General features: G+C 63.3%; 22 protein-coding genes, 1 tRNA gene and 1 pseudogene. 13 read left to right on the top strand and 11 right to left on the bottom strand.

Translation table 11 applies throughout. The features are described 5' to 3' along the window. The first annotated feature begins 216 nt into the window (after window positions 1–216). Window positions 217–1,065: an SMP-30/gluconolactonase/LRE family protein gene (locus AAFG13_RS05380; protein WP_342711352.1), complete on the top strand. Its 849-nt coding sequence runs from the start codon at window positions 217–219 to the stop codon at window positions 1,063–1,065. Here the strand turns inward: AAFG13_RS05380 and AAFG13_RS05375 are convergent. Then, window positions 1,062–1,334 (bottom strand): hypothetical protein, encoded by a 273-nt coding sequence (locus AAFG13_RS05375; protein ID WP_342711351.1) that lies wholly within the window; start codon window positions 1,332–1,334, stop codon window positions 1,062–1,064. The two genes, AAFG13_RS05380 and AAFG13_RS05375, sit on opposite strands and share 4 nt — an antisense overlap. Before the next feature lie 14 nt (window positions 1,335–1,348). Here AAFG13_RS05375 and AAFG13_RS05370 point away from each other — a divergent pair, with 14 nt between their 5' ends. After that, window positions 1,349–1,486: a hypothetical protein gene (locus tag AAFG13_RS05370; RefSeq protein WP_212314706.1), complete on the top strand. Its 138-nt coding sequence runs from the start codon at window positions 1,349–1,351 to the stop codon at window positions 1,484–1,486. 57 nt (window positions 1,487–1,543) lie between these two features. On the opposite strand, the gene AAFG13_RS05365 is transcribed toward AAFG13_RS05370, so the two are convergent. Genes AAFG13_RS05365 through dctP form a run of 3 tightly spaced genes read right to left on the bottom strand, consistent with a single transcriptional unit; the run spans window position 1,544 to window position 4,472 of the window. Continuing rightward, window positions 1,544–2,902: a TRAP transporter large permease gene (locus tag AAFG13_RS05365; protein WP_342711350.1), complete on the bottom strand. Its 1,359-nt coding sequence runs from the start codon at window positions 2,900–2,902 to the stop codon at window positions 1,544–1,546. Then, window positions 2,899–3,453 carry a TRAP transporter small permease gene (locus AAFG13_RS05360; RefSeq protein WP_212314702.1) on the bottom strand — a complete coding sequence of 185 codons (555 nt, stop codon included), beginning with the start codon at window positions 3,451–3,453 and terminating at the stop codon, window positions 2,899–2,901. Before AAFG13_RS05360 ends, AAFG13_RS05365 begins: the two co-directional genes overlap by 4 nt. Then, the gene (gene dctP, locus AAFG13_RS05355; protein ID WP_342711349.1) at window positions 3,450–4,472 is read right to left on the bottom strand and encodes a TRAP transporter substrate-binding protein DctP; all 1,023 of its coding nucleotides are present in this window, start codon (window positions 4,470–4,472) and stop codon (window positions 3,450–3,452) included. Before dctP ends, AAFG13_RS05360 begins: the two co-directional genes overlap by 4 nt. 329 nt (window positions 4,473–4,801) lie before the next feature. Here dctP and AAFG13_RS05350 point away from each other — a divergent pair, with 329 nt between their 5' ends. Then, window positions 4,802–5,032 carry a pentapeptide MXKDX repeat protein gene (locus AAFG13_RS05350; RefSeq protein WP_342711348.1) on the top strand — a complete coding sequence of 77 codons (231 nt, stop codon included), beginning with the start codon at window positions 4,802–4,804 and terminating at the stop codon, window positions 5,030–5,032. 65 nt (window positions 5,033–5,097) lie between these two features. Here AAFG13_RS05350 and AAFG13_RS05345 read toward each other — a convergent pair whose 3' ends face one another. Together AAFG13_RS05345 and AAFG13_RS05340 are read right to left on the bottom strand one after the other, a co-directional pair. Continuing rightward, window positions 5,098–5,454, bottom strand: a complete 357-nt coding sequence (locus tag AAFG13_RS05345; protein ID WP_212314696.1) for a DUF6481 family protein — start codon at window positions 5,452–5,454, stop codon at window positions 5,098–5,100. Window positions 5,455–5,658: 204 nt separating this feature from the next. Next, complete coding sequence (locus AAFG13_RS05340) at window positions 5,659–5,880, bottom strand: hypothetical protein (RefSeq protein ID WP_342711347.1); 222 nt, start codon at window positions 5,878–5,880, stop codon at window positions 5,659–5,661. Window positions 5,881–6,001: 121 nt separating this feature from the next. Between AAFG13_RS05340 and AAFG13_RS05335 the strand changes: the two are divergent. Next, a pseudogene (locus AAFG13_RS05335) lies at window positions 6,002–6,243 on the top strand (hypothetical protein). 140 nt (window positions 6,244–6,383) lie between these two features. Then, window positions 6,384–6,689 (top strand): hypothetical protein, encoded by a 306-nt coding sequence (locus AAFG13_RS05330; RefSeq protein WP_212314692.1) that lies wholly within the window; start codon window positions 6,384–6,386, stop codon window positions 6,687–6,689. A gap of 94 nt (window positions 6,690–6,783) precedes the next feature. Here the strand turns inward: AAFG13_RS05330 and AAFG13_RS05325 are convergent, their stop codons facing one another. Continuing rightward, window positions 6,784–6,960, bottom strand: a complete 177-nt coding sequence (locus AAFG13_RS05325) for a hypothetical protein (protein ID WP_212314690.1) — start codon at window positions 6,958–6,960, stop codon at window positions 6,784–6,786. A gap of 208 nt (window positions 6,961–7,168) precedes the next feature. On the opposite strand from AAFG13_RS05325, the gene AAFG13_RS05320 reads away from it, so the two are divergent. The 3 genes from AAFG13_RS05320 to AAFG13_RS05310 all read left to right on the top strand — a co-directional run bounded on the left by AAFG13_RS05320 (window position 7,169) and on the right by AAFG13_RS05310 (window position 9,123). Beyond that, window positions 7,169–7,384 (top strand): hypothetical protein, encoded by a 216-nt coding sequence (locus AAFG13_RS05320; RefSeq protein ID WP_050402491.1) that lies wholly within the window; start codon window positions 7,169–7,171, stop codon window positions 7,382–7,384. A 177-nt stretch (window positions 7,385–7,561) separates the two neighbouring features. Continuing rightward, on the top strand, window positions 7,562–8,476 hold the full coding sequence (locus AAFG13_RS05315) for a 2-dehydro-3-deoxygalactonokinase (protein ID WP_342711346.1): 915 nt from the start codon (window positions 7,562–7,564) through the stop codon (window positions 8,474–8,476). An 11-nt stretch (window positions 8,477–8,487) separates the two neighbouring features. Further along, window positions 8,488–9,123 carry a 2-dehydro-3-deoxy-6-phosphogalactonate aldolase gene (locus AAFG13_RS05310; RefSeq protein ID WP_342711345.1) on the top strand — a complete coding sequence of 212 codons (636 nt, stop codon included), beginning with the start codon at window positions 8,488–8,490 and terminating at the stop codon, window positions 9,121–9,123. Window positions 9,124–9,150: 27 nt separating this feature from the next. Here the strand turns inward: AAFG13_RS05310 and AAFG13_RS05305 are convergent, their stop codons facing one another. Continuing rightward, window positions 9,151–9,456, bottom strand: a complete 306-nt coding sequence (locus AAFG13_RS05305; protein ID WP_092114532.1) for a hypothetical protein — start codon at window positions 9,454–9,456, stop codon at window positions 9,151–9,153. Window positions 9,457–9,715: 259 nt separating this feature from the next. On the opposite strand from AAFG13_RS05305, the gene AAFG13_RS05300 reads away from it, so the two are divergent. Continuing rightward, a complete protein-coding gene (locus AAFG13_RS05300; RefSeq protein WP_092114531.1) occupies window positions 9,716–10,129 on the top strand; it encodes an SRPBCC family protein in 414 nt (137 codons plus the stop codon). Between the two features lie 19 nt (window positions 10,130–10,148). Beyond that, complete coding sequence (locus AAFG13_RS05295) at window positions 10,149–10,325, top strand: hypothetical protein (RefSeq protein ID WP_342711344.1); 177 nt, start codon at window positions 10,149–10,151, stop codon at window positions 10,323–10,325. 280 nt (window positions 10,326–10,605) lie between these two features. On the opposite strand, the gene AAFG13_RS05290 is transcribed toward AAFG13_RS05295, so the two are convergent. After that, window positions 10,606–11,019 carry a hypothetical protein gene (locus AAFG13_RS05290; protein WP_342711343.1) on the bottom strand — a complete coding sequence of 138 codons (414 nt, stop codon included), beginning with the start codon at window positions 11,017–11,019 and terminating at the stop codon, window positions 10,606–10,608. Window positions 11,020–11,414: 395 nt separating this feature from the next. After that, window positions 11,415–11,882 carry a DUF992 domain-containing protein gene (locus AAFG13_RS05285; RefSeq protein WP_342711342.1) on the bottom strand — a complete coding sequence of 156 codons (468 nt, stop codon included), beginning with the start codon at window positions 11,880–11,882 and terminating at the stop codon, window positions 11,415–11,417. Window positions 11,883–13,005: 1,123 nt separating this feature from the next. Here AAFG13_RS05285 and AAFG13_RS05280 point away from each other — a divergent pair. From AAFG13_RS05280 to AAFG13_RS05270, 3 genes are all read left to right on the top strand, one after another. Next, window positions 13,006–13,524: a hypothetical protein gene (locus AAFG13_RS05280; protein ID WP_342711341.1), complete on the top strand. Its 519-nt coding sequence runs from the start codon at window positions 13,006–13,008 to the stop codon at window positions 13,522–13,524. Window positions 13,525–13,660: 136 nt separating this feature from the next. Next, on the top strand, window positions 13,661–15,247 hold the full coding sequence (locus tag AAFG13_RS05275; protein WP_342711340.1) for an alpha/beta hydrolase domain-containing protein: 1,587 nt from the start codon (window positions 13,661–13,663) through the stop codon (window positions 15,245–15,247). A 154-nt stretch (window positions 15,248–15,401) separates the two neighbouring features. After that, window positions 15,402–16,034 (top strand): TetR/AcrR family transcriptional regulator, encoded by a 633-nt coding sequence (locus AAFG13_RS05270; protein WP_342711339.1) that lies wholly within the window; start codon window positions 15,402–15,404, stop codon window positions 16,032–16,034. Window positions 16,035–16,227: 193 nt separating this feature from the next. On the opposite strand, the gene AAFG13_RS05265 is transcribed toward AAFG13_RS05270, so the two are convergent. Further along, window positions 16,228–16,304, bottom strand: a tRNA-Arg gene (locus AAFG13_RS05265). Window positions 16,305–16,410 lie beyond the last annotated feature (106 nt).

The following is a 16,410-nucleotide window of genomic DNA, read 5'->3' as shown; positions in this document are numbered from 1 at the left end:
CCTCGATTCTCGAGTATTAACGCTGCCGCAACTCAACAGAGAAAACGCGGCAAAATATGGCATACAGCGTGTGGAACCCTGCGGGAACCGGGGTTTTGCGGGTCTTTTTAAGGGGCCGAGACGCCGGTTTGACCGGTCCCAGCGGGGATATATTCTCGCCAAACGTGCGGCGGGGCGCTTTCTCATGTCAGATCTGTTCTTTCAGGCCGGTGCGTCATGACGGCTGGGCTCAGAACCATCCTGGACGGCGGGCGCTATTTCGAGGGCCCGCGCTGGCATCGCGGGCGGCTCTGGTTCGTTGACTGCATGGCGCGGACGCTGCTCAGCATCAGCCCGTCAGGCGAACGCCAGGAGCATGCGGCGGTGACCGACGACACGCCGTGCGGTCTTGGCGTGCTGCCTGATGGCGACATCGTCGTGCTGACGATGTTCAGGAAGCGGCTGCTGCGGTTTTCCGGTGGCGCGCTGTCCCTGTATGCCGATGTTTCCGGGATCGCGACCGGTACGATCGATGACATGATCGTCGACGGGCAGGGCCGTGCTTACGTCGGCGATCTCGGCTTCAATCTGCCGCCGCCGGAGGGCCGCGGCGCCGTCGGTCGCATCATCCTGGTGATGCCCGACGGCGGCGCCCGCGTCGTCGCCGACGGCTTGCGCTTTCCGAACGGCATTGCCGTTTCCTCCGACCATCGCCGGCTCATCGTCGCTGAGATGGACGGCGCTGGTCTCGCCGATTACGACATCGCGCCGGACGGCGGCCTGAGCCTTCGCGGGCGGTTCGGTTGCGTCAATGATCCCGACGGCATCTGCCTCGACGGCGACGGCGCAGTCTGGGTCGCGTCGTTCACCGAAGACGCGTTTGTCCGGATCGATCGCAATGGTGTCGAGCGCGCGCGCATCGCGGTGCCCGGCCGCCGCGCGCTCGCCTGTGCACTCGGCGGCGCGGATCGCAGGACGCTGTTCTGCCTGAGCGCGGAGACGTCCTACGAGGAGCTGCGGAAGGGCAAATCGGTGTCGCGGATCGACATGATCGAGGTCGATACACCGGCCGACGGCTATCCCTAGCCGGGGCGAGACTGTTTCTTCTTTTGCTTCTCTTTCTTCTTCAGGATCTCGGCCTGGCTCCTGAAGGCGCGGGCCAGTGAGCGCATCTGATCGGCGACGATTGCGTCCGCGGTCGCCGATGCGACCCGTTCCGCGGTCTGCGCCTGCTTGCGAATTGCCTTGGCCATTTTCATGAAGGAACCAATCGCGCTGCGTCGTCCTGGTTCCCGCGCCGGCGACGGCCTCTTGCGGCCTTGAGTTTTGTTCTTGTTTCGTTCATAATGAGGCACGCCGGGAGAATGCCATGGACGCCGAGCGAGACCGCGAAATCATCAGGCTCTGGAATGAGCTCCGCCGGCTGCAGCGCGAGGGACGTCCGACGGCGTTGATAGTCCGTCGGATCGAGCAGGCCCTGGCAGCGAGGGAGCAGGAGGCGGCCTGAAGCGTGACGGCGACCGGGGCGAACCGCCATCGCGCGCTGTAGTTTCTTGCTTGCGCATCAGCGCCCGCCGTCCGGCCCCATCACCAGGTTTGGCAACCAGGTCGAGATCTCCGGGAAGAAGCACAGCATCAGCACGGCGAACATCATCAGCAGCACGAAGGGCAGCGTGCCCCAGATCACCTCGCTCAGCGGGATATCGGGCGCGACGTTGCGGATGACGAAGATGTTGAGGCCGACCGGCGGGTGGATCAGGCCCATCTCCATCACGATGGTCATGACGACGCCGAACCAGATGATGTCGAACTCGGCGGCGCGGAGCGGCGGCAGGATGATCGGCGCGGTCATCAGGATGATCGAGACCGGCGGCAGGAAGAAGCCGAGCACGATCACCATCACGAGGATCGCGAACAAGAGCTCCCAGCGCGGCAGGTGCATGGCGACGATCGCCTCCGCCGCCGATTGCGAGATGTGCAAATAGCTCATCACATAGGAATAGAGCAGCGACATGCCGATGATCAGCATCAGCATGGTCGATTCCCGAATGGTGGATTTCAGGATCGGCGACAGGTCGCTGGGTTTCCACACACTGTAGATCACGGCGATCAGCCCGAGCGCCAGCAGGCCGCCGAGGCCGGCGGTTTCCGACGGCGTGGCGTAGCCGCCATAGAGCGCGATCATCACGCCGGTTAGCAGCAGCACAAATGGGATCACGCGCGGCAGCGCGCTGAAGCGCTCGGCCATGGTGAACTCGTCGCGTTGCAGGATCGCGGCATCCTTGCCGGTCGCGTCGTAGACGGCGCGGGCCATGGCGTATTCCTTGCGGAAGCGGAGCACGGCGTAGACGCCGAACAACGACACCAGCAGCAGTCCGGGGCCGATGCCGGCCAGAAACAGCCGTCCGAGCGACTTCTCGGCCGCGACGGCGAACAGGATCATCGTGATCGAGGGCGGCAGCAGGATGCCGAGCGTGCCGCCGGCGGCGATGATCCCCGCGGCAAAGCCGCCGGAATAGCCGCGCTTGCGCATTTCGGGGATGCCGGCCGAACCGATCGCCGAGCAAGTCGCGGGCGAGGAACCGGCCATCGCCGCAAACAGGGCGCAGGCGAACACGTTGGCGACGCCAAGGCCGCCGGGCACGCGGTGCAGCCAGGCATGCAGCGCCGAGTAGAGATCCTGGCCGGCGCGGGATTTGCCGATCGCCGCACCCTTCAGGATGAACAGCGGGATCGACAGCAGCGTGATCGAGGCCATCTCCTCGTAGACGTTCTGGGTCACCGTATCGAGCGAGGCCGCCGGCATGTAGATCGCCATGAACACGACGGCGACCGCACCGAGCGCGAATGCGATCGGCATGCCGGAGAACATCGCAAACAGGGTGGCAAGCCCGTAGGAGATGCCAATACCAAACACGGTCATCGGCGCGGGCCACCGGTCAGCGGAATGAGGATTTGCAAAAGGAGTTGCACGCAGAGCAGCGTCATGCCGAGCGCCATCAGCCCGTAAGGGATCGCGAGCGGCGGCGACCACATCGAGTTGGACACCTGGCCGTCGACATAGGCCTCGTGCGCCAGGGTCCAGGACTTCCAGGCGAAGAAGGTGCAGAACGCGAAGCTCGCGACATCGACCAGCCACAGCCTGATGCTGTTGGCGCGCGCCGAGAGCAGGCCGACGAACGCCTCGATGCTGACGTGACCGCGCTGGCTCTGCACATAGGCCGAGGACATGAAGGTGGCGCCGACCAGCAGGAACACGGCGGCCTCGTCCTGCCAGTAGTTCGGGCTGTGGAACACGGCGCGGCCAAGCACGCTGTAGCTCAGGATCACGCAGGCCGCGATCAAGGCAAGTGCGGCGAACACCACGATGATATTGTTGCAGACGGACAGCGCACGCGCGAGCATCGCCACGGCGGTATTGCCCGCGGCTATGCTTGCGCTTTCACCTTGATCCGGGACCGGACCATGGATCATGCGGCGACGTCGCTTGCGAGTTTCAGCAAATTGGCGGCCGTCGCTGTCTTGGCGCCGTAGTCCTTCCAGGCGGTATCGCGCGCGATGTCGCGCCACTTGCCGACAATAGCGGCATCGAGCGCGCTGACCTTGGCGCCGGCTTTCTCATAGACCTTGGTGACCTCGACGTCGTCGTCCTGCGCACCCTTGCGGCCGAAGGCCTCGAGCTCGGCGCCGACGGCAAGGATGATGTCCTGCTGGTTCTTCGGCAGCTTGTCGAAGATCGCCTTCGACATCATCAGCGGCTCCAGCATGAACCAGTAGGACGCGCCGGCGCCCGAGGTCAGCGACTTCGCGACTTCCTCGAGGCGGAACGAGATCAGGCTGGTGGAGGAGGTAATGCCGGCATCGCAGGCGCCGGTCTGCATCGCGGCGTAGAGCTCGTTTGAGGGCACCGACAGCACGGCGGCGCCGGCGGTCTGCAGCACCATGTCCATCTCGCGCGAGCCGCCGCGCACCTTGAGGCCCTTGGCGTCTTCGGGCGCCACGATCGCCTTGGAGCGGCTGGCGACGCCGCCGGCCTGCCAGACCCAGGAGATCAGCAGAATGCCCTTGTCGGCGAGGAAGTCGCTCAGCGCCTTGCCGACCGGCTCCTTCTTCCAGCGCAGGCCCTGGTCGTAGGTCGTGACCAGGCCCGGCATCAGGCCGATATTGGTCTCCGGCAATTCGCCGCCGGCATAGGGCATCGGATAGAGGCTGAGATCGAGCGCGCCCTTGCGCATCGCCGAGAACTGCGCGTTGGTCTTGATCAGCGAGGAGTTCGGATAGACCTCGGCAGTGAGGTCGCCGCCCGAGCGCTTGGCGACCTCGGCCGCGAACATCCGGCACAGCCTGTCGCGGAAATCGCCCTTGTCGATGGTGCCGCCGGGGAACTGATGCGAGATCTTCAGTGTGGTCGCGGCATGCGCAGTCCCGACACCCATCCGCAGGACGGCGGGTGCGGCGAGGGCGGAAGCGAGGACGTGGCGGCGTGTGAGCATGGTTGTTCCCCTGAAGAGCTTCTTGAGTGGCTGCTAGACCGGCGCGGAGCTTTAGCCTAGCCGGTCTTCGCGTGAAACTTCTCTAGTCTGATAGTTCGAGGCGCCCTGTTAGTGCGGGCCGGCAGGCGGTCGCAAGTGTTGCCGTTGCTGCGGCGCACACTGCGCTGCCGCAGCGTCGCCGCCCGATCCTCGCGCGATGAGCGATGGGCGTACGCGCCGGTGTGCTTCAAGAATTTGTTATTGGAGGTAACAACCGGCGGCGCAAGTGCGTCGAGGAGAGAGCGGCAAGTCGTCGCGCTCACATTTGACCACACAAGGGATCACTCATCATGACCACCAAGACCCGCCTCGGCCTTTCCGCCGCGTTGCTCTCGTTCAGCCTTGCGCTCGCCCCCGCCGCCTTCGCTCAGGACAAGATGGGCAAGGACGACGCAATGAAGAAGGAAGGCACGATGTCCAAGGATGCCATGAAGAAGGACGATGGCATGAAGAAGGACGACGCCATGAAGAAGGATGGTGGCGCGATGATGAAGAAAGACGACGGCATGAAGAAGAACTGACCGCCGCCACCGCTCATCCTTCACAGGCTTCACAGGCCCGCCGTCGTGGCGGGCCTGGTTACGCCTCAGCGCTTCTTCTTGCCGCGCTCCTTGCGCGCAGCGTAGCGGGCGTCGCGCTTGGCCTTCTGTTCAGCCTCGAGCGCAGCCAGTCGTGCGGTTTCCTCTTCCTTCTCCCGCGCAATGCGGATGGCCTCGGCTGCGGCGGCCTCTTCCTCGCGGCGCTTCCGTTCGGCTTTCTCGATTTCACGGGCTTCCCTGGCCTTGGCGCGGCGTTCGGCGATAGCCGCGCGCTCCTCGGCCCGTGCTTTCACGGTCGGATCGTCAGCGCCCGGCTGGGTGCGAAACTTGTTGAGGAGGTTTTGCCGCGCCTGCAGGGCCGCTTTCTGGCGGTCGGCAAAACCCGGTTCCTTGAAGCCACTCATAGAGGAAGCCTGCTGCTTTCTGTTCGTTGATGGATGGGGTTCGGTTCGGCGTTCAATAAGTGAATGGCAACGAAAAGGCCAGTGGTGAACGGGGGGCTGTGGAGCAAAGGAGATATGAGCGGACAGCAAATGGCCGACGGCGGTGCTTGCACCCGGCTGGCGGCCGGCGTGGTGAGTGGTTGGTCACCGAACCTGCCGACAGGCCTAACCGCGCTGAAACTGCTCGCGCCGGCCGTTGCCGAGCACCTTGGCGACTGTCTCGGCGGTCATCGCGCTCCGGTCCGAGGCGCGCTGCGCTTCGAGCCTGTCGCGCGCCTTTTCGGTGATCAGGAGGCTGATCAGCCCCAGTCTGCTGGTCTCGTCGACAGCTTCCGAGAGCAGCTGCCTGTAACGCTGATAATCGTAACTCGCTTCTTGTTCGCTCACCGGCACGCCCCGCACACGCGCTCCACTCAGCGAGCAGTTTTTCGCGAGTCGCGCTAGCCCGCAATGGAATTGCAGGGCCGATCGCTGCCGGCGTGCATTTCGTTGTGCGACTGTTGCAGAATTGATCGCACGCAACCGTGCAAACGGTCATGATGCGGGCGATGGCAAAAGGGAACCGAAGCGGCCATGAGCGAATCCGAAGACGGAGGCAACCGCCGCGGGGCGCTGATCGGACTGCTGGTCGCGGTGGTCATGCTCGCGGTCGGTCTCTGGCTTGCGCATGACCTGACGGCGGCGAGCAAGATGCAGGACTGCCTGATGTCGGGCCGGACCAACTGTAATGTGATCGAGCCGGCGCGCTGATCCTGCCTTGCGGCAGTGCAATATCGCTCCCAGATCAAGCCCAAAGATTCGGGCTGAACTGTTTGGTCCCGGTTGTGATTCCGGTCACACGCGGACAGGCGGGCTGCCCCGACTCCCAGAGATCGGCGGGAACCAAGGCCATGATGTCCAAGCTGTGGTCCGGAACGGGCGCGGCACTGGCTGCCGCAGCCGCGGCGGGTGCCGTTTTGGTAGCGTATCTATCCCTGACGCTGGCGTCGCCAGAACCGGTGTCGAGCGCGGCGCTCGGGCCGGCGTGGCAATGCAGCCGGGTGGCTTTCGTGCTGACCACCTGCACGCGAGCGGGCGAGGATGAACAAGAGGCCAAGGCCGAGCGCGAGGTCAAGGCTGAGCGTGAGGTCAAGACCGAGGGCGAGGTCAAGGCGATCCCGGTGCGGGCCAAGGACGATTGTCCGCCGGAACCCTAAATCCTTGTTTCTGACGCGTCGTCTTTAGGCGGATCGCTGTCCACTTCGCTCAAACGCGCTCTGGCCGGCCGGCCGGGCTGCGGCCGTATTCAAACTATTTCTTTGTGGCGCCACGCGACTTGATGGAGAGGCCAAGGCGCATCGCCATCTTCTTGATGCGCTCCGGCGAACGGCCGGTCGCCTTCACGACCTCTTCCAGTGACTTGGAGGAACGCGCCAATTCCATCAGTCGTCGGTCCTCCTTGAACGACCACCGCGGCTTTCGGGCCATCTTGTTGGTATCCTTGTGCATTGCTGGGCAACAAAGCCGCCAGGCGGGGTCGCCTGACGGCCTTGCCGGTGTGGGCCCGGACCTTGGGGAAATGTCCGGTGGATAAGCAATACCGCTTCCGGATCAGGTCGCAATTGAAACCGAAATTTAACCTAACCTATCAAGGTTACTTGCAAGGATACTTGGATAGAGCGTGGCAGGAGGCCTTATGCGCAAGGTCGCCATTTTGAGTGCCGCAGCGTTTTTACTGTCCGGTTGCTGGTCTGACCCGGAGGTCACGGGATCGACCAACAGCTGCGCGGCCAATCTTTATAGTCAGTACAATCCCAAGGTCATGGATCAGTGCGTCAACGCCTGCATCAAGTGTGACCATGGCAACGTCACGACCTGCACGACCTCCTGTACGCTGAAGGGCGCGCGGTAACCGATCCGCGCACGCACCGATGCGAACAGGGCCCGGCGGTCGCATGCGCGCGCGTTCGCGTGATCGCGTGGCGGCGCGATATCGGGCGCGCCTTGCGCGGCGTCATGAACGCCGTTATCGCGTCTGTTCGGCGGCGCCATCGCCGAGCCGGAAACCAAAAGCGTGGAACAGAGCGCGATGAGCGGGTCTTCCTATGTCGCGGTCGATTGGGGCACCAGCAGCTTCCGGCTCTGGCTGATGAGCGCTGGCGGCGAGCTGTTCGGCGAACGGCGCAGCGACGAGGGCATGACGGCGGCCGCCAGGGCCGGCTTTGCGTCGGTGCTGCAATCGCATCTCGACGCGCTGGGCGCGGCGGTCAACCTGCCGGTCGTGATCTGCGGCATGGCCGGTGCCCGGCAGGGCTGGGTCGAGGCCGGCTATGTCGACACACCGGCGCATCTCTCCGAAATCCTCAAAGGCGCCGTCGTGGTCAGCGGGCAGCCGCGCGATATCCGGATCCTGCCCGGGATTGCGCAGCGCGATGCTGCGGCCCCCGATGTGATGCGTGGCGAGGAAACCCAGTTGCTCGGCGCGCTCGGTCTGGATGCGCCGGGTGAGGCCCTCGTTTGCATGCCGGGAACCCATTCCAAATGGGTGCGCCTGCGCGGTGGAACGGTCGAGCGCTTTGCGACCTTCATGACCGGCGAGTTGTTCAGCGTGGTTGCGCGCGACACCATTCTGTCGCATGCCGTCGCCGGTGCGGAAGAGGCCGTTGATGCCGATGCGTTCCGCTCGGCCGTCGTCGAGGCGTTCGCAACGCCGGCGCTATCGGCCAATTTGCTGTTTCGGGTGCGATCCCGGCAGTTGCTGTTCGGCGGCAGCGCGCAGGCGGCCCGTGAGACGATCTCCGGCACGTTGATCGGTGCCGAGCTGGCGGCCGGCCTTGCCGAGCGAGAGCGAACAACGCCGGTTACGCTGATTGCATCGGGCCGGCTGCAACGGCTCTATCGGATCGCGCTCGAAAGCCTTTCGATTCCGCTCAACGTGATGGATGCGGAGGAGGCGGTTCGCCGTGGCCTCGCCGGCGCCGCGGCGGCGATCTGGACCAATTGAGGGATCAACGCATGAGCATTCCGTTTCCTCCGATGAAGCGTCCGCTGGTCGCGATCCTGCGCGGCGTCAAGCCGGACGAGGCCTTGGGCATCGTGAGCGCACTGCTCGAGGCTGATATGACCGCGATCGAGATTCCGCTGAACTCCCCCGAGCCGTTCCGTTCGATCGAGATTGCGGCGAAGCTGGCGCCCGCTGATGTCCTGATCGGCGCCGGCACGGTGCTGACCACGGGAGACGTCGATCGCCTCCATGACGCCGGCGGGCGCCTCATGGTGTCGCCGAACGTCGATGTCGATGTGCTGGCGCGCGCCCGGCACCACGCGATGATCACGATGCCCGGTGTGTTCTCGCCGACGGAAGCGCTGCTCGCCGCACGCGCGGGCGCGTCGAGCCTGAAGTTCTTTCCGGCAAGCGTGCTCGGCGCTTCCGGCATCTCGGCGATCCGCGCCGTGCTGCCGCCGGATGTGATGCTCGCCGCCGTCGGCGGCGTCTCGGACCAGAATTTCGCGGAGTATGTGAAGGCGGGCATTCGCGCCTTCGGTCTCGGCAGCAGCCTCTACAAGCCGGGCATGACGGCCGCGGATGTTGCGGTCAGGGCGAAAGTCACGATCGAGGCGTATGACAGGGCCGTGCAGGGCGCGAGCTAGGCTCGGTCCCTAATTCCTGACCGCGAGCTAATCGTCCCGCTTGCCGCCGTCGATCACCCTGAACAGCGGGGCCGCCTCTCGAGGATTCTCGAGCAGCTCTTCGACCATGGCGATCGCGGCCGCGACGTATTTCCCGGTCGCGGCGTCCAGCGGCCGTTCGGCTTCGTCTGCCAGCGCGAGCTTGGCGCCTTCGAGCAGTTTGCGGGTGCGGATGGCGGACTCGTCGCCGGAGGTCAGGGCGGCGCGCGCGATCGATCGCAGCACGAACAGCTCGCCCTCCAGCCGCAGCAGGCGGTCGTTCAGCTTGCTCAGCACAGTATTCAGGTTCCGCATGTCGTCCTCTCCGGGCGTTGGACCCGTCTTCCATACACGGTCATTCCTGACGAAATTCTTGTGCCGGCCACACACCATTTGGTTTGTTGAACGGCGTCGCCGGCCACCTCATGTTCCCGGCGGCCCTGGCAGGCGCTGTCGTCCGCGGAGCGATTTGTGGATCACGGCGAATAGCCCTAGTAGAGTGTCCGCGGTCAGGCGCCCCGGGGCGGGCGCCGTGGGCGCATCCGCTTCATTTAGGAACGACGAAGGAACGCATATGAAGATTGCCGTCGAAACGACCGTTGCCGCACCGATCGCAGATGTCTGGCGCGCCTACACCACGCCCGACGACATCAAGCAGTGGAATGCGGCCTCCGACGATTGGCACACCACTGCTGCGACCGTGGACCTGCGCGCCGGTGGCGCATTCTCGTCGCGGATGGAAGCCAAGGACGGCAGCATGGGGTTCGATTTCGCCGGCACTTACACCAAGGTCGAGGCACCCCGGCTGCTGGAATATGCGTTCGGCGACCGCACCGCGCAGGTTGCGTTCACGCCCGAGGCGGGCGGCGTCAAGCTGCAGGTCAGCTTCGACGGCGAGGATACCCATTCGGTCGAGCAGCAGCGCGGCGGCTGGCAGGCGATCCTGGATAATTTCAAGCGCTACGTCGAGGCAAAGCAGCGGTCCTGATCCGGCCACTGGAGGCGACGTGATCGGTAAAGCGAGGGTCTGGCAGCCTGGCGCTGCCAGCGAGATCGAGGGACGGATCGAGCGCAGCGTGCGCGCTGCCACCAAGCGCAAGCGGATCGACCAGATGCTGGAAGAATTGAAAGCCGGCGGGGTCGATCTAGGAATGGCGCACCGGCCGAGCAAACAGGCGAGGTGATCATTCTCCCGGCACGGTCGCGATGGTCGTCAGGAGCAAATGCGATGCGTTGTGTCTTGGCACTTGGCCTGTTGGTCATCCTGTGCGTGTCTGCGAACGCCGCAACACGGCGTCACTCCCACACACGCCAACCGGCGACCGTTCGTTCGCCCGCGGCACCAGCGCCGGCGGCGCGCTTCGCCGTTCCCGGCTGGAGTGACGAGTCGACGCGGCAATGGCTCGACCGTGCCTCGTCCTATGTGGGCCTGGGCGGTTAGTCGAGCAGCCAGCAGCCCCAAACTCAATCGTCGTCAGCTTCGTCAGTTCCCCGCGAGTTCGATGCCGAGCGGCCGCTGTACTGCCGGGGAACGCCCGCGGCCCTTCGCGTGCTCACGTCCTCGCTCTCACGCAGTTCCTTCCGCGCGCGCCGCGCGGTTCGCATCGCTCGCTTGATATTTGGATCGTGCGAGTCCTCGTCGAAGAAGAGGACGATCTCGCAGCTCGGGCACTGGCGCGAGTAACCGTTCTGCAGCCGCTTGGCGCGATCACGAAAGACGTTCTTGCAGCGTGTGCAACGGATCTGGACGGAGTCTTCCATATCGATCCCAAAATATCGACGAACGGCGCGAGCGCTCACGATCCTCTTGAGGAAGTAATTCTGAATTAAGAAATCACGAAGCGAATTGTCGGCAATCGCGGCAACCTGCAGCCTCACGAACAGAGAGCGTCCGGTCGCTCAGGCAGCCGGAACTTTGTTCACGCACGGAGAACTACGGAATCATTTCGTGCGCTGGATGATAAAGAACGAGACGCGATTTCAGAGCAGATCGTGAACATCAAAAGAAAGGCCTCAGCGCGTGGGCCACGCTGAGGCCAAGTTGACACTTTGGTCGTGAGGCACCGTCACCAGTGCCTCGGTGCTTAACCTAGCTTCGTTTCTCTGCAGCCAAATAGCCCATATGGGCCATGATCGTTGGCACAGAACGTGCAGAGTTGGAGCTGTCAGGATTTTGCATCACCTTCCTGGGGCTAGGAGCAGCGCCGTCCGCGTATATTTCAAGCGGGCGGCGTTGTGCATTTCGGCCGCCGGTACGCGGCTTCGATCAGGGATCAGCGATCCATCGGCCGAATTTCCAGGCTCTCGATTTTGACCGGCGGACTAGAGAAAGCATCCTCGCTCAACGGATGCAGCGTGATCGGAGTATTCGTGCCGCCGGTGAGGACGTTGTCACGCGCGCCGCTTTCGTGGGTGTAACTGCCGGCGAGTTGGCCGAGCCCGAGCCACGGCACTGGCGCCATCACCTTCCAGGTCAGTGCGACTTCCTCGTCGCCGATGAAAATGCCGAGGTTGGGAATGGCTGCGACGTAACGGCTGTCCGGTGCGCTGTCGGCGTGCAGCACGCAATCGAGATTGGTCACCGCGCCCAGGATGAAACCGGTATCGGGGCCGCCACGACACGCGAGCGTTCCGGCCTGCACCTGTTGTGCCTCGGCGGTTGCGATGGGCGTGGCGAGAACGGCCGCGCCCCACACCGCAACGATGACCCAATGACCCGTTGTACGCATGGTGCTGTACAACGCGAACGAACGCGCAATCGGTCCACGCTCTCGCGCGCGGCCTTCGCTGGTGGTTAAGGGATCCTTAGAATTGGTACGGCCAACGAAACTACGCCGCCGGGCTCGAAATGAATTGTCCCGGCGGCGCCCTGTTTCAATCTGGGCCCGCAATCCCAGTCATGTTCTGTCTGCGAGACCGGTGCCAAGGTTCGAGCAACCCGTATTCATACGGGCGTCAGCGTCTCGCGACAGTCTGGGGTCGGCTGCTGACCGTCTTCTGCCCCGGCGGAGGTCCGATTGTCACCCAGACCACCGCCGCAATCACCACCGCCGTCAGGATGGCGCCGGCCAAGGGCTGATCGTTGTCCATGCTCCGCGCCCGTTCAGATATGATGCTCAAGTTTTCGCATCTCCTGCGGGCGAGCCAGGCAGAAATCCCGATACAATTCGTTGATGAAATCCCACATGACCGAATCCCCTTTTGGTGCAATGACGGGACGCTATCCCGCCTTTGTTTCCGGCCGGCTTCACGGCGTCCGGAAAATGGCTTCATCGAAGGGGAGTGGGGTGGCGATCCCGGCAGGATTCGAACCTGCAACCCGCGGAGCAGAAACAAACCGGGCGGCGCGGCGAGTGTCGCGATACCTCAGATCGTTAGCGCGCATCGTCCGTGCGGTCCGGTGATTTTTCCGGGGATCGGGCGCCGCGCCGCCGCGCGATCTCCTCCTCGCAATCGGCATTGAGCTGCCGCGCCTGGTGCGCTGCCCATGCCCGGTCACGCTCGCGGGGCGCGTCGCTCTCGCTGCAGCTCGCGCGTCCGCAGGTCAGGCGCCGTAGACGTCCTGATACCTGATCCGTGCGTGGCGCTCGCCTTCGTCGTTGACGTCGGGCATCGAGACGCTGCTTTCGCGGCAGGAAACGTGTCCCGATAAAGCGTCGTCAAAAAAGGGTGATTAGCGAAATCGCTCGCGGCCAAGTACTAGACGATCGGTCTAATTTAATGGGTCTCGGTGAAATGCAGTGATATCGGCTTTGGCGGAGTTCGGTCGCTGCCGAGCGCTGACGGATTGATCGGGACATTTTCAATAGACAACGTCTGCCGACTCCTTCGCGGTCGGCTGGTTTCCAACATGAGAGGTCACGTATGGTTCGCAAGATCGCGCTTGGAATGACGATCGCTCTCGCAATGGCTCTGACCGCTCCGGTGGCCATGGCCCAGCAGAAGCACCATGTCAGCTATGATACCCCGGCAACTCAGACGACATACACCCAACAACATGTCATCGATGTTGGCGATATTCCGGGACATCAAGCTCGGCTCTTCGAAATTCGGCGGATCTATGGGAACGATGCCCCCCTCATCAACGGGTCGAGGTTGAAAGAGCAGTGGACGCGCGGCATGTCGGACTACATCGATAACAATGGTCCGGCCCTCATCTACAACGTCTGGATACTGGAGAATGGCGACAAGTTTTTTGTCAGGACATCTCTGGTCGCCCAAAGCAGTGGAGACGGGAAGCTTACAAACATGACATCGGGCGTCATTACGGGAGGCACAGGTAACCTCGCCAGGATTCGTGGCATCATTAGCAGCCATGGGCCGTCCGAGCCGAAGGCCGGCGTCAATGCCAATCAGACCGACATCGACTACTGGATGGAGTGAGAAGCTCTGCGCCACAGGCGATGGACCGGTGAGAAATTGCCGGTCCATGTCCGTTTCCATGATGTCTCCCCCTGTGACGATATCTGGACAACGGCGACACCAAGAACGTGATGGCGATCAAGCCGGGAGGATTCCAATGTTGCACCTGAACAGGCTCATCGTGTCGTTTCTGCTCTGCCTGCTCGGCATCATCGCTGTGACGCGATCTGCGTCCGCGGAAGTCACCAAAATCGAATTCACCTCGAAGCAGCCGTACGGTACGTTTCGCACCGGCGACTATGTGATCTGGCAGGGCATGATCCATGGCGACCTGGCGCCGCAAGAGGCCATTCCGGGCATCGACAAGGCGGCGCGCAATGAACGCGGGCGCGTCGACTACGCGGCAAAGATCATTCTCATGATGCCGGCGGCTCTGCCCGACGGCAACGGCGCATTGCTGGTGGATGTGCCCAACCGCGGTCGCGTCTACGCCGAGGCGCTCTACAACTCGCCGCGCGACGCGCCGTTTCTCTCCGGTACGCTGGAGCAGGGCACCGGCTTTCTCCAGGACCACGGTTTTGCGATCGCCGAGGTGCATTGGGAACTCGGACAGGGCGCGGAGCTACCTTCGTTCGCCGACAGCGACGGCAAGACGCGCTACGTCGAGGGGGTAGGCTTTGCGATCGTGCGCGATGCCGCGGATTTCCTCGCGCACGCAGCCACTGACGCCGGAGCAACGCCGAACCCGCTCAAGGGCGCTATCAGCCGCGTGCTCGCGAGCGGCAAATCCCAGGACGGACGCTTCCTGAAGACCTTTCTCTTGAACGGCTTCAACATGGTGGGTAACCGGCGCGTATTCGACGGCATGCATGTGTTCGTCTCGGCTGCTGGTCTTCTTCCGATCCTTCAGACGGGCCTTGGACCAATGTCGAGCGGCGAGGGAGCTCCCACCTTCGCCAATCCGGACTTTCCCGGCGTGAATGATGGGCCGCTCACGATCGGCGAGATCACCGCCAAGGTCGCGGCGCGCGGCGAGGTGCCGCCGAAGATGATGCTGGTCAACTCGACCACGGATTACTACTCGCTGCGCGCATCGCTCGGCCGCACCGGCGCGTCCGGTACCGCGGACCAGCCGCTCCCTGCCAATGTGCGGATGTACGATGTCGCCGGCGGCTCGCATGTGGTGGTTCCAAAGGCGCCCACGTGCACGCAATCGCCCGGCCGTCTCGATTGGGCTCCCTTGTCGCGGGCCTTGTTGCTGCATCTCGATGACTGGGTGAGCCGCAACGCCGAGCCGCCCGCCAGCGAACTGATGCCGCTCGATACCGTGAGCGGCGATCCGCCCGCGCTGCGCGCACCGACCGCGCTTTCCGCTGCCGTGATCCAGGTGCCGAAGCGCGATCAGGACGGCAACGCGCTCGGCGGAGTGCGGCTGCCGGATGTCGCGGTGCCGACCGGCACCAATGGCGGACAGAACCAACCGCAGACATTCACCTGCATGCTGATTGGGACCTTCTCGCCGTTCGCAGCGACGAAAGCCGAACGGGAACGCACGGGCGACGCCCGCCCGTCGATCGAGGAGCGCTACCACGGCCGCGACGATTATGTGAACCGGATCCGGATCGCCGCGCTGGACCTCGTGGCGCGAGGCTTCGTGCTGCCGGAAGATGCGGCGGTGATCGTTCAGGAAGCCGCGTCGAGCAAACTGTTCGCGTCCGCTCCTGCGAATGACGCGCCACGCTGAGGGACGCCCGGATCACGTGCGCAATCTCGACGAGCATGACGATTGTTAGTGGCACTTTCGAACCTGAGCGGGCGAAGATGTCCGTTTCCGGGGCTAAAACAGATCTCCCATCTGGCGGTTGCTTCGCCTAGACGACCGGTCTATTAGACTTTTTATGAGCAAGACGTTGCCTCTCCGCCGCCGCGGGCGCCCGCCGAAAGAACTCGCCGGCTATAGTGCTACTCGTGACGCGCTGGTCCGTGCAGGTGTCGTCATGCTGACGGAGAAGGGCTATTCCGCGACGGGAATCGAGGAAGTCTTGCGTAGCGTCGACGTGCCGAAGGGTTCGTTCTACCACTACTTTCCGAGCAAGGAAGCATTTGGAGCGGAACTGATCGACAGCTACGCTGGCTATTTTTCGCGGAAGCTCGACAGCTTCTTCCTGAACGAGCAACAACCCCCGCTGGAGAGGCTTAGGGGTTTTACCGACGATGCTGCGTTTGCCATGAGGCGCTTCCGTTATACGCGCGGCTGTTTGGTCGGCAATCTTGGCCAGGAGATGGGCGCACTTCCACAATCTTTTCGTCAGCAACTATTCGCTGTGTTCATCGACTGGCAGCAGCGCACAGCCAAGTGCTTGAGGTCTGCTCAAACCATGGGTGCGATCTCTTCCAGCCACGATTGCGATTGGCTTGCCGAATTCTTCTGGATCGGCTGGGAGGGCGCGGTCCTGCGCGCCAAACTCGAGCGCCGGTCCGACCCGCTTCACTCCTTCTCGAAAGGTTTTTTCAAGCTCCTCAGTAAATGAGCCTTTTTGTCATTGGGTCGTTCAATATCAAACGATCGATTCGCTGTGCGGAATAGATCCGGGGATTTGGTGCAGCATTCGGCGACAAACAGCTGCATTGAGCGGCATCTGTTCTGCACAAAGCGTGAATTTGCTTTGCGTTGCAAACCAGCTAAAGGCCTTTGAAATATAAGGAATTTCGGGCGCTGAAAACTGGCGATCCCGGCAGGATTCGAACCTGCAACCCGCGGAGTAGAAATCCGCTACTCTATCCAGTTGAGCTACGGGACCGTGGCCGCCTTGTAGCATCCGCAATATGAAAAATCCGCCTTTCCGCCAAGTCCGTCCGAACCGATTTTTGTGGTCGGACGACAAAGGCGAGCAGGGGGTCCCGCCC

The sequence above is a fragment of the Bradyrhizobium sp. B124 genome (genome assembly GCF_038967635.1).
Classification (GTDB): domain Bacteria; phylum Pseudomonadota; class Alphaproteobacteria; order Rhizobiales; family Xanthobacteraceae; genus Bradyrhizobium.
Note: the sequence above shows the minus strand (reverse complement) of the source record. Positions and strands in the feature narration are given on the sequence as shown.

Bases quoted from the DNA above. Each gene is read 5' to 3' on its own strand.
- AAFG13_RS05380 (WP_342711352.1), top strand. From the start codon at position 217: ATGACGGCTGGGCTCAGAACCATCCTGGACGGCGGGCGCTATTTCGAG.
- AAFG13_RS05370 (WP_212314706.1), top strand. From the start codon at position 1,349: ATGGACGCCGAGCGAGACCGCGAAATCATCAGGCTCTGGAATGAGCTC.
- AAFG13_RS05365 (WP_342711350.1), bottom strand. From the start codon at position 2,902: ATGACCGTGTTTGGTATTGGCATCTCCTACGGGCTTGCCACCCTGTTT.
- AAFG13_RS05360 (WP_212314702.1), bottom strand. From the start codon at position 3,453: ATGATCCATGGTCCGGTCCCGGATCAAGGTGAAAGCGCAAGCATAGCC.
- dctP (WP_342711349.1), bottom strand. From the start codon at position 4,472: ATGCTCACACGCCGCCACGTCCTCGCTTCCGCCCTCGCCGCACCCGCC.
- AAFG13_RS05350 (WP_342711348.1), top strand. From the start codon at position 4,802: ATGACCACCAAGACCCGCCTCGGCCTTTCCGCCGCGTTGCTCTCGTTC.
- AAFG13_RS05345 (WP_212314696.1), bottom strand. From the start codon at position 5,454: ATGAGTGGCTTCAAGGAACCGGGTTTTGCCGACCGCCAGAAAGCGGCC.
- AAFG13_RS05330 (WP_212314692.1), top strand. From the start codon at position 6,384: ATGATGTCCAAGCTGTGGTCCGGAACGGGCGCGGCACTGGCTGCCGCA.
- AAFG13_RS05325 (WP_212314690.1), bottom strand. From the start codon at position 6,960: ATGGCCCGAAAGCCGCGGTGGTCGTTCAAGGAGGACCGACGACTGATG.
- AAFG13_RS05320 (WP_050402491.1), top strand. From the start codon at position 7,169: ATGCGCAAGGTCGCCATTTTGAGTGCCGCAGCGTTTTTACTGTCCGGT.
- AAFG13_RS05315 (WP_342711346.1), top strand. From the start codon at position 7,562: ATGAGCGGGTCTTCCTATGTCGCGGTCGATTGGGGCACCAGCAGCTTC.
- AAFG13_RS05310 (WP_342711345.1), top strand. From the start codon at position 8,488: ATGAGCATTCCGTTTCCTCCGATGAAGCGTCCGCTGGTCGCGATCCTG.
- AAFG13_RS05305 (WP_092114532.1), bottom strand. From the start codon at position 9,456: ATGCGGAACCTGAATACTGTGCTGAGCAAGCTGAACGACCGCCTGCTG.
- AAFG13_RS05300 (WP_092114531.1), top strand. From the start codon at position 9,716: ATGAAGATTGCCGTCGAAACGACCGTTGCCGCACCGATCGCAGATGTC.
- AAFG13_RS05280 (WP_342711341.1), top strand. From the start codon at position 13,006: ATGGTTCGCAAGATCGCGCTTGGAATGACGATCGCTCTCGCAATGGCT.
- AAFG13_RS05275 (WP_342711340.1), top strand. From the start codon at position 13,661: ATGTTGCACCTGAACAGGCTCATCGTGTCGTTTCTGCTCTGCCTGCTC.
- AAFG13_RS05270 (WP_342711339.1), top strand. From the start codon at position 15,402: ATGAGCAAGACGTTGCCTCTCCGCCGCCGCGGGCGCCCGCCGAAAGAA.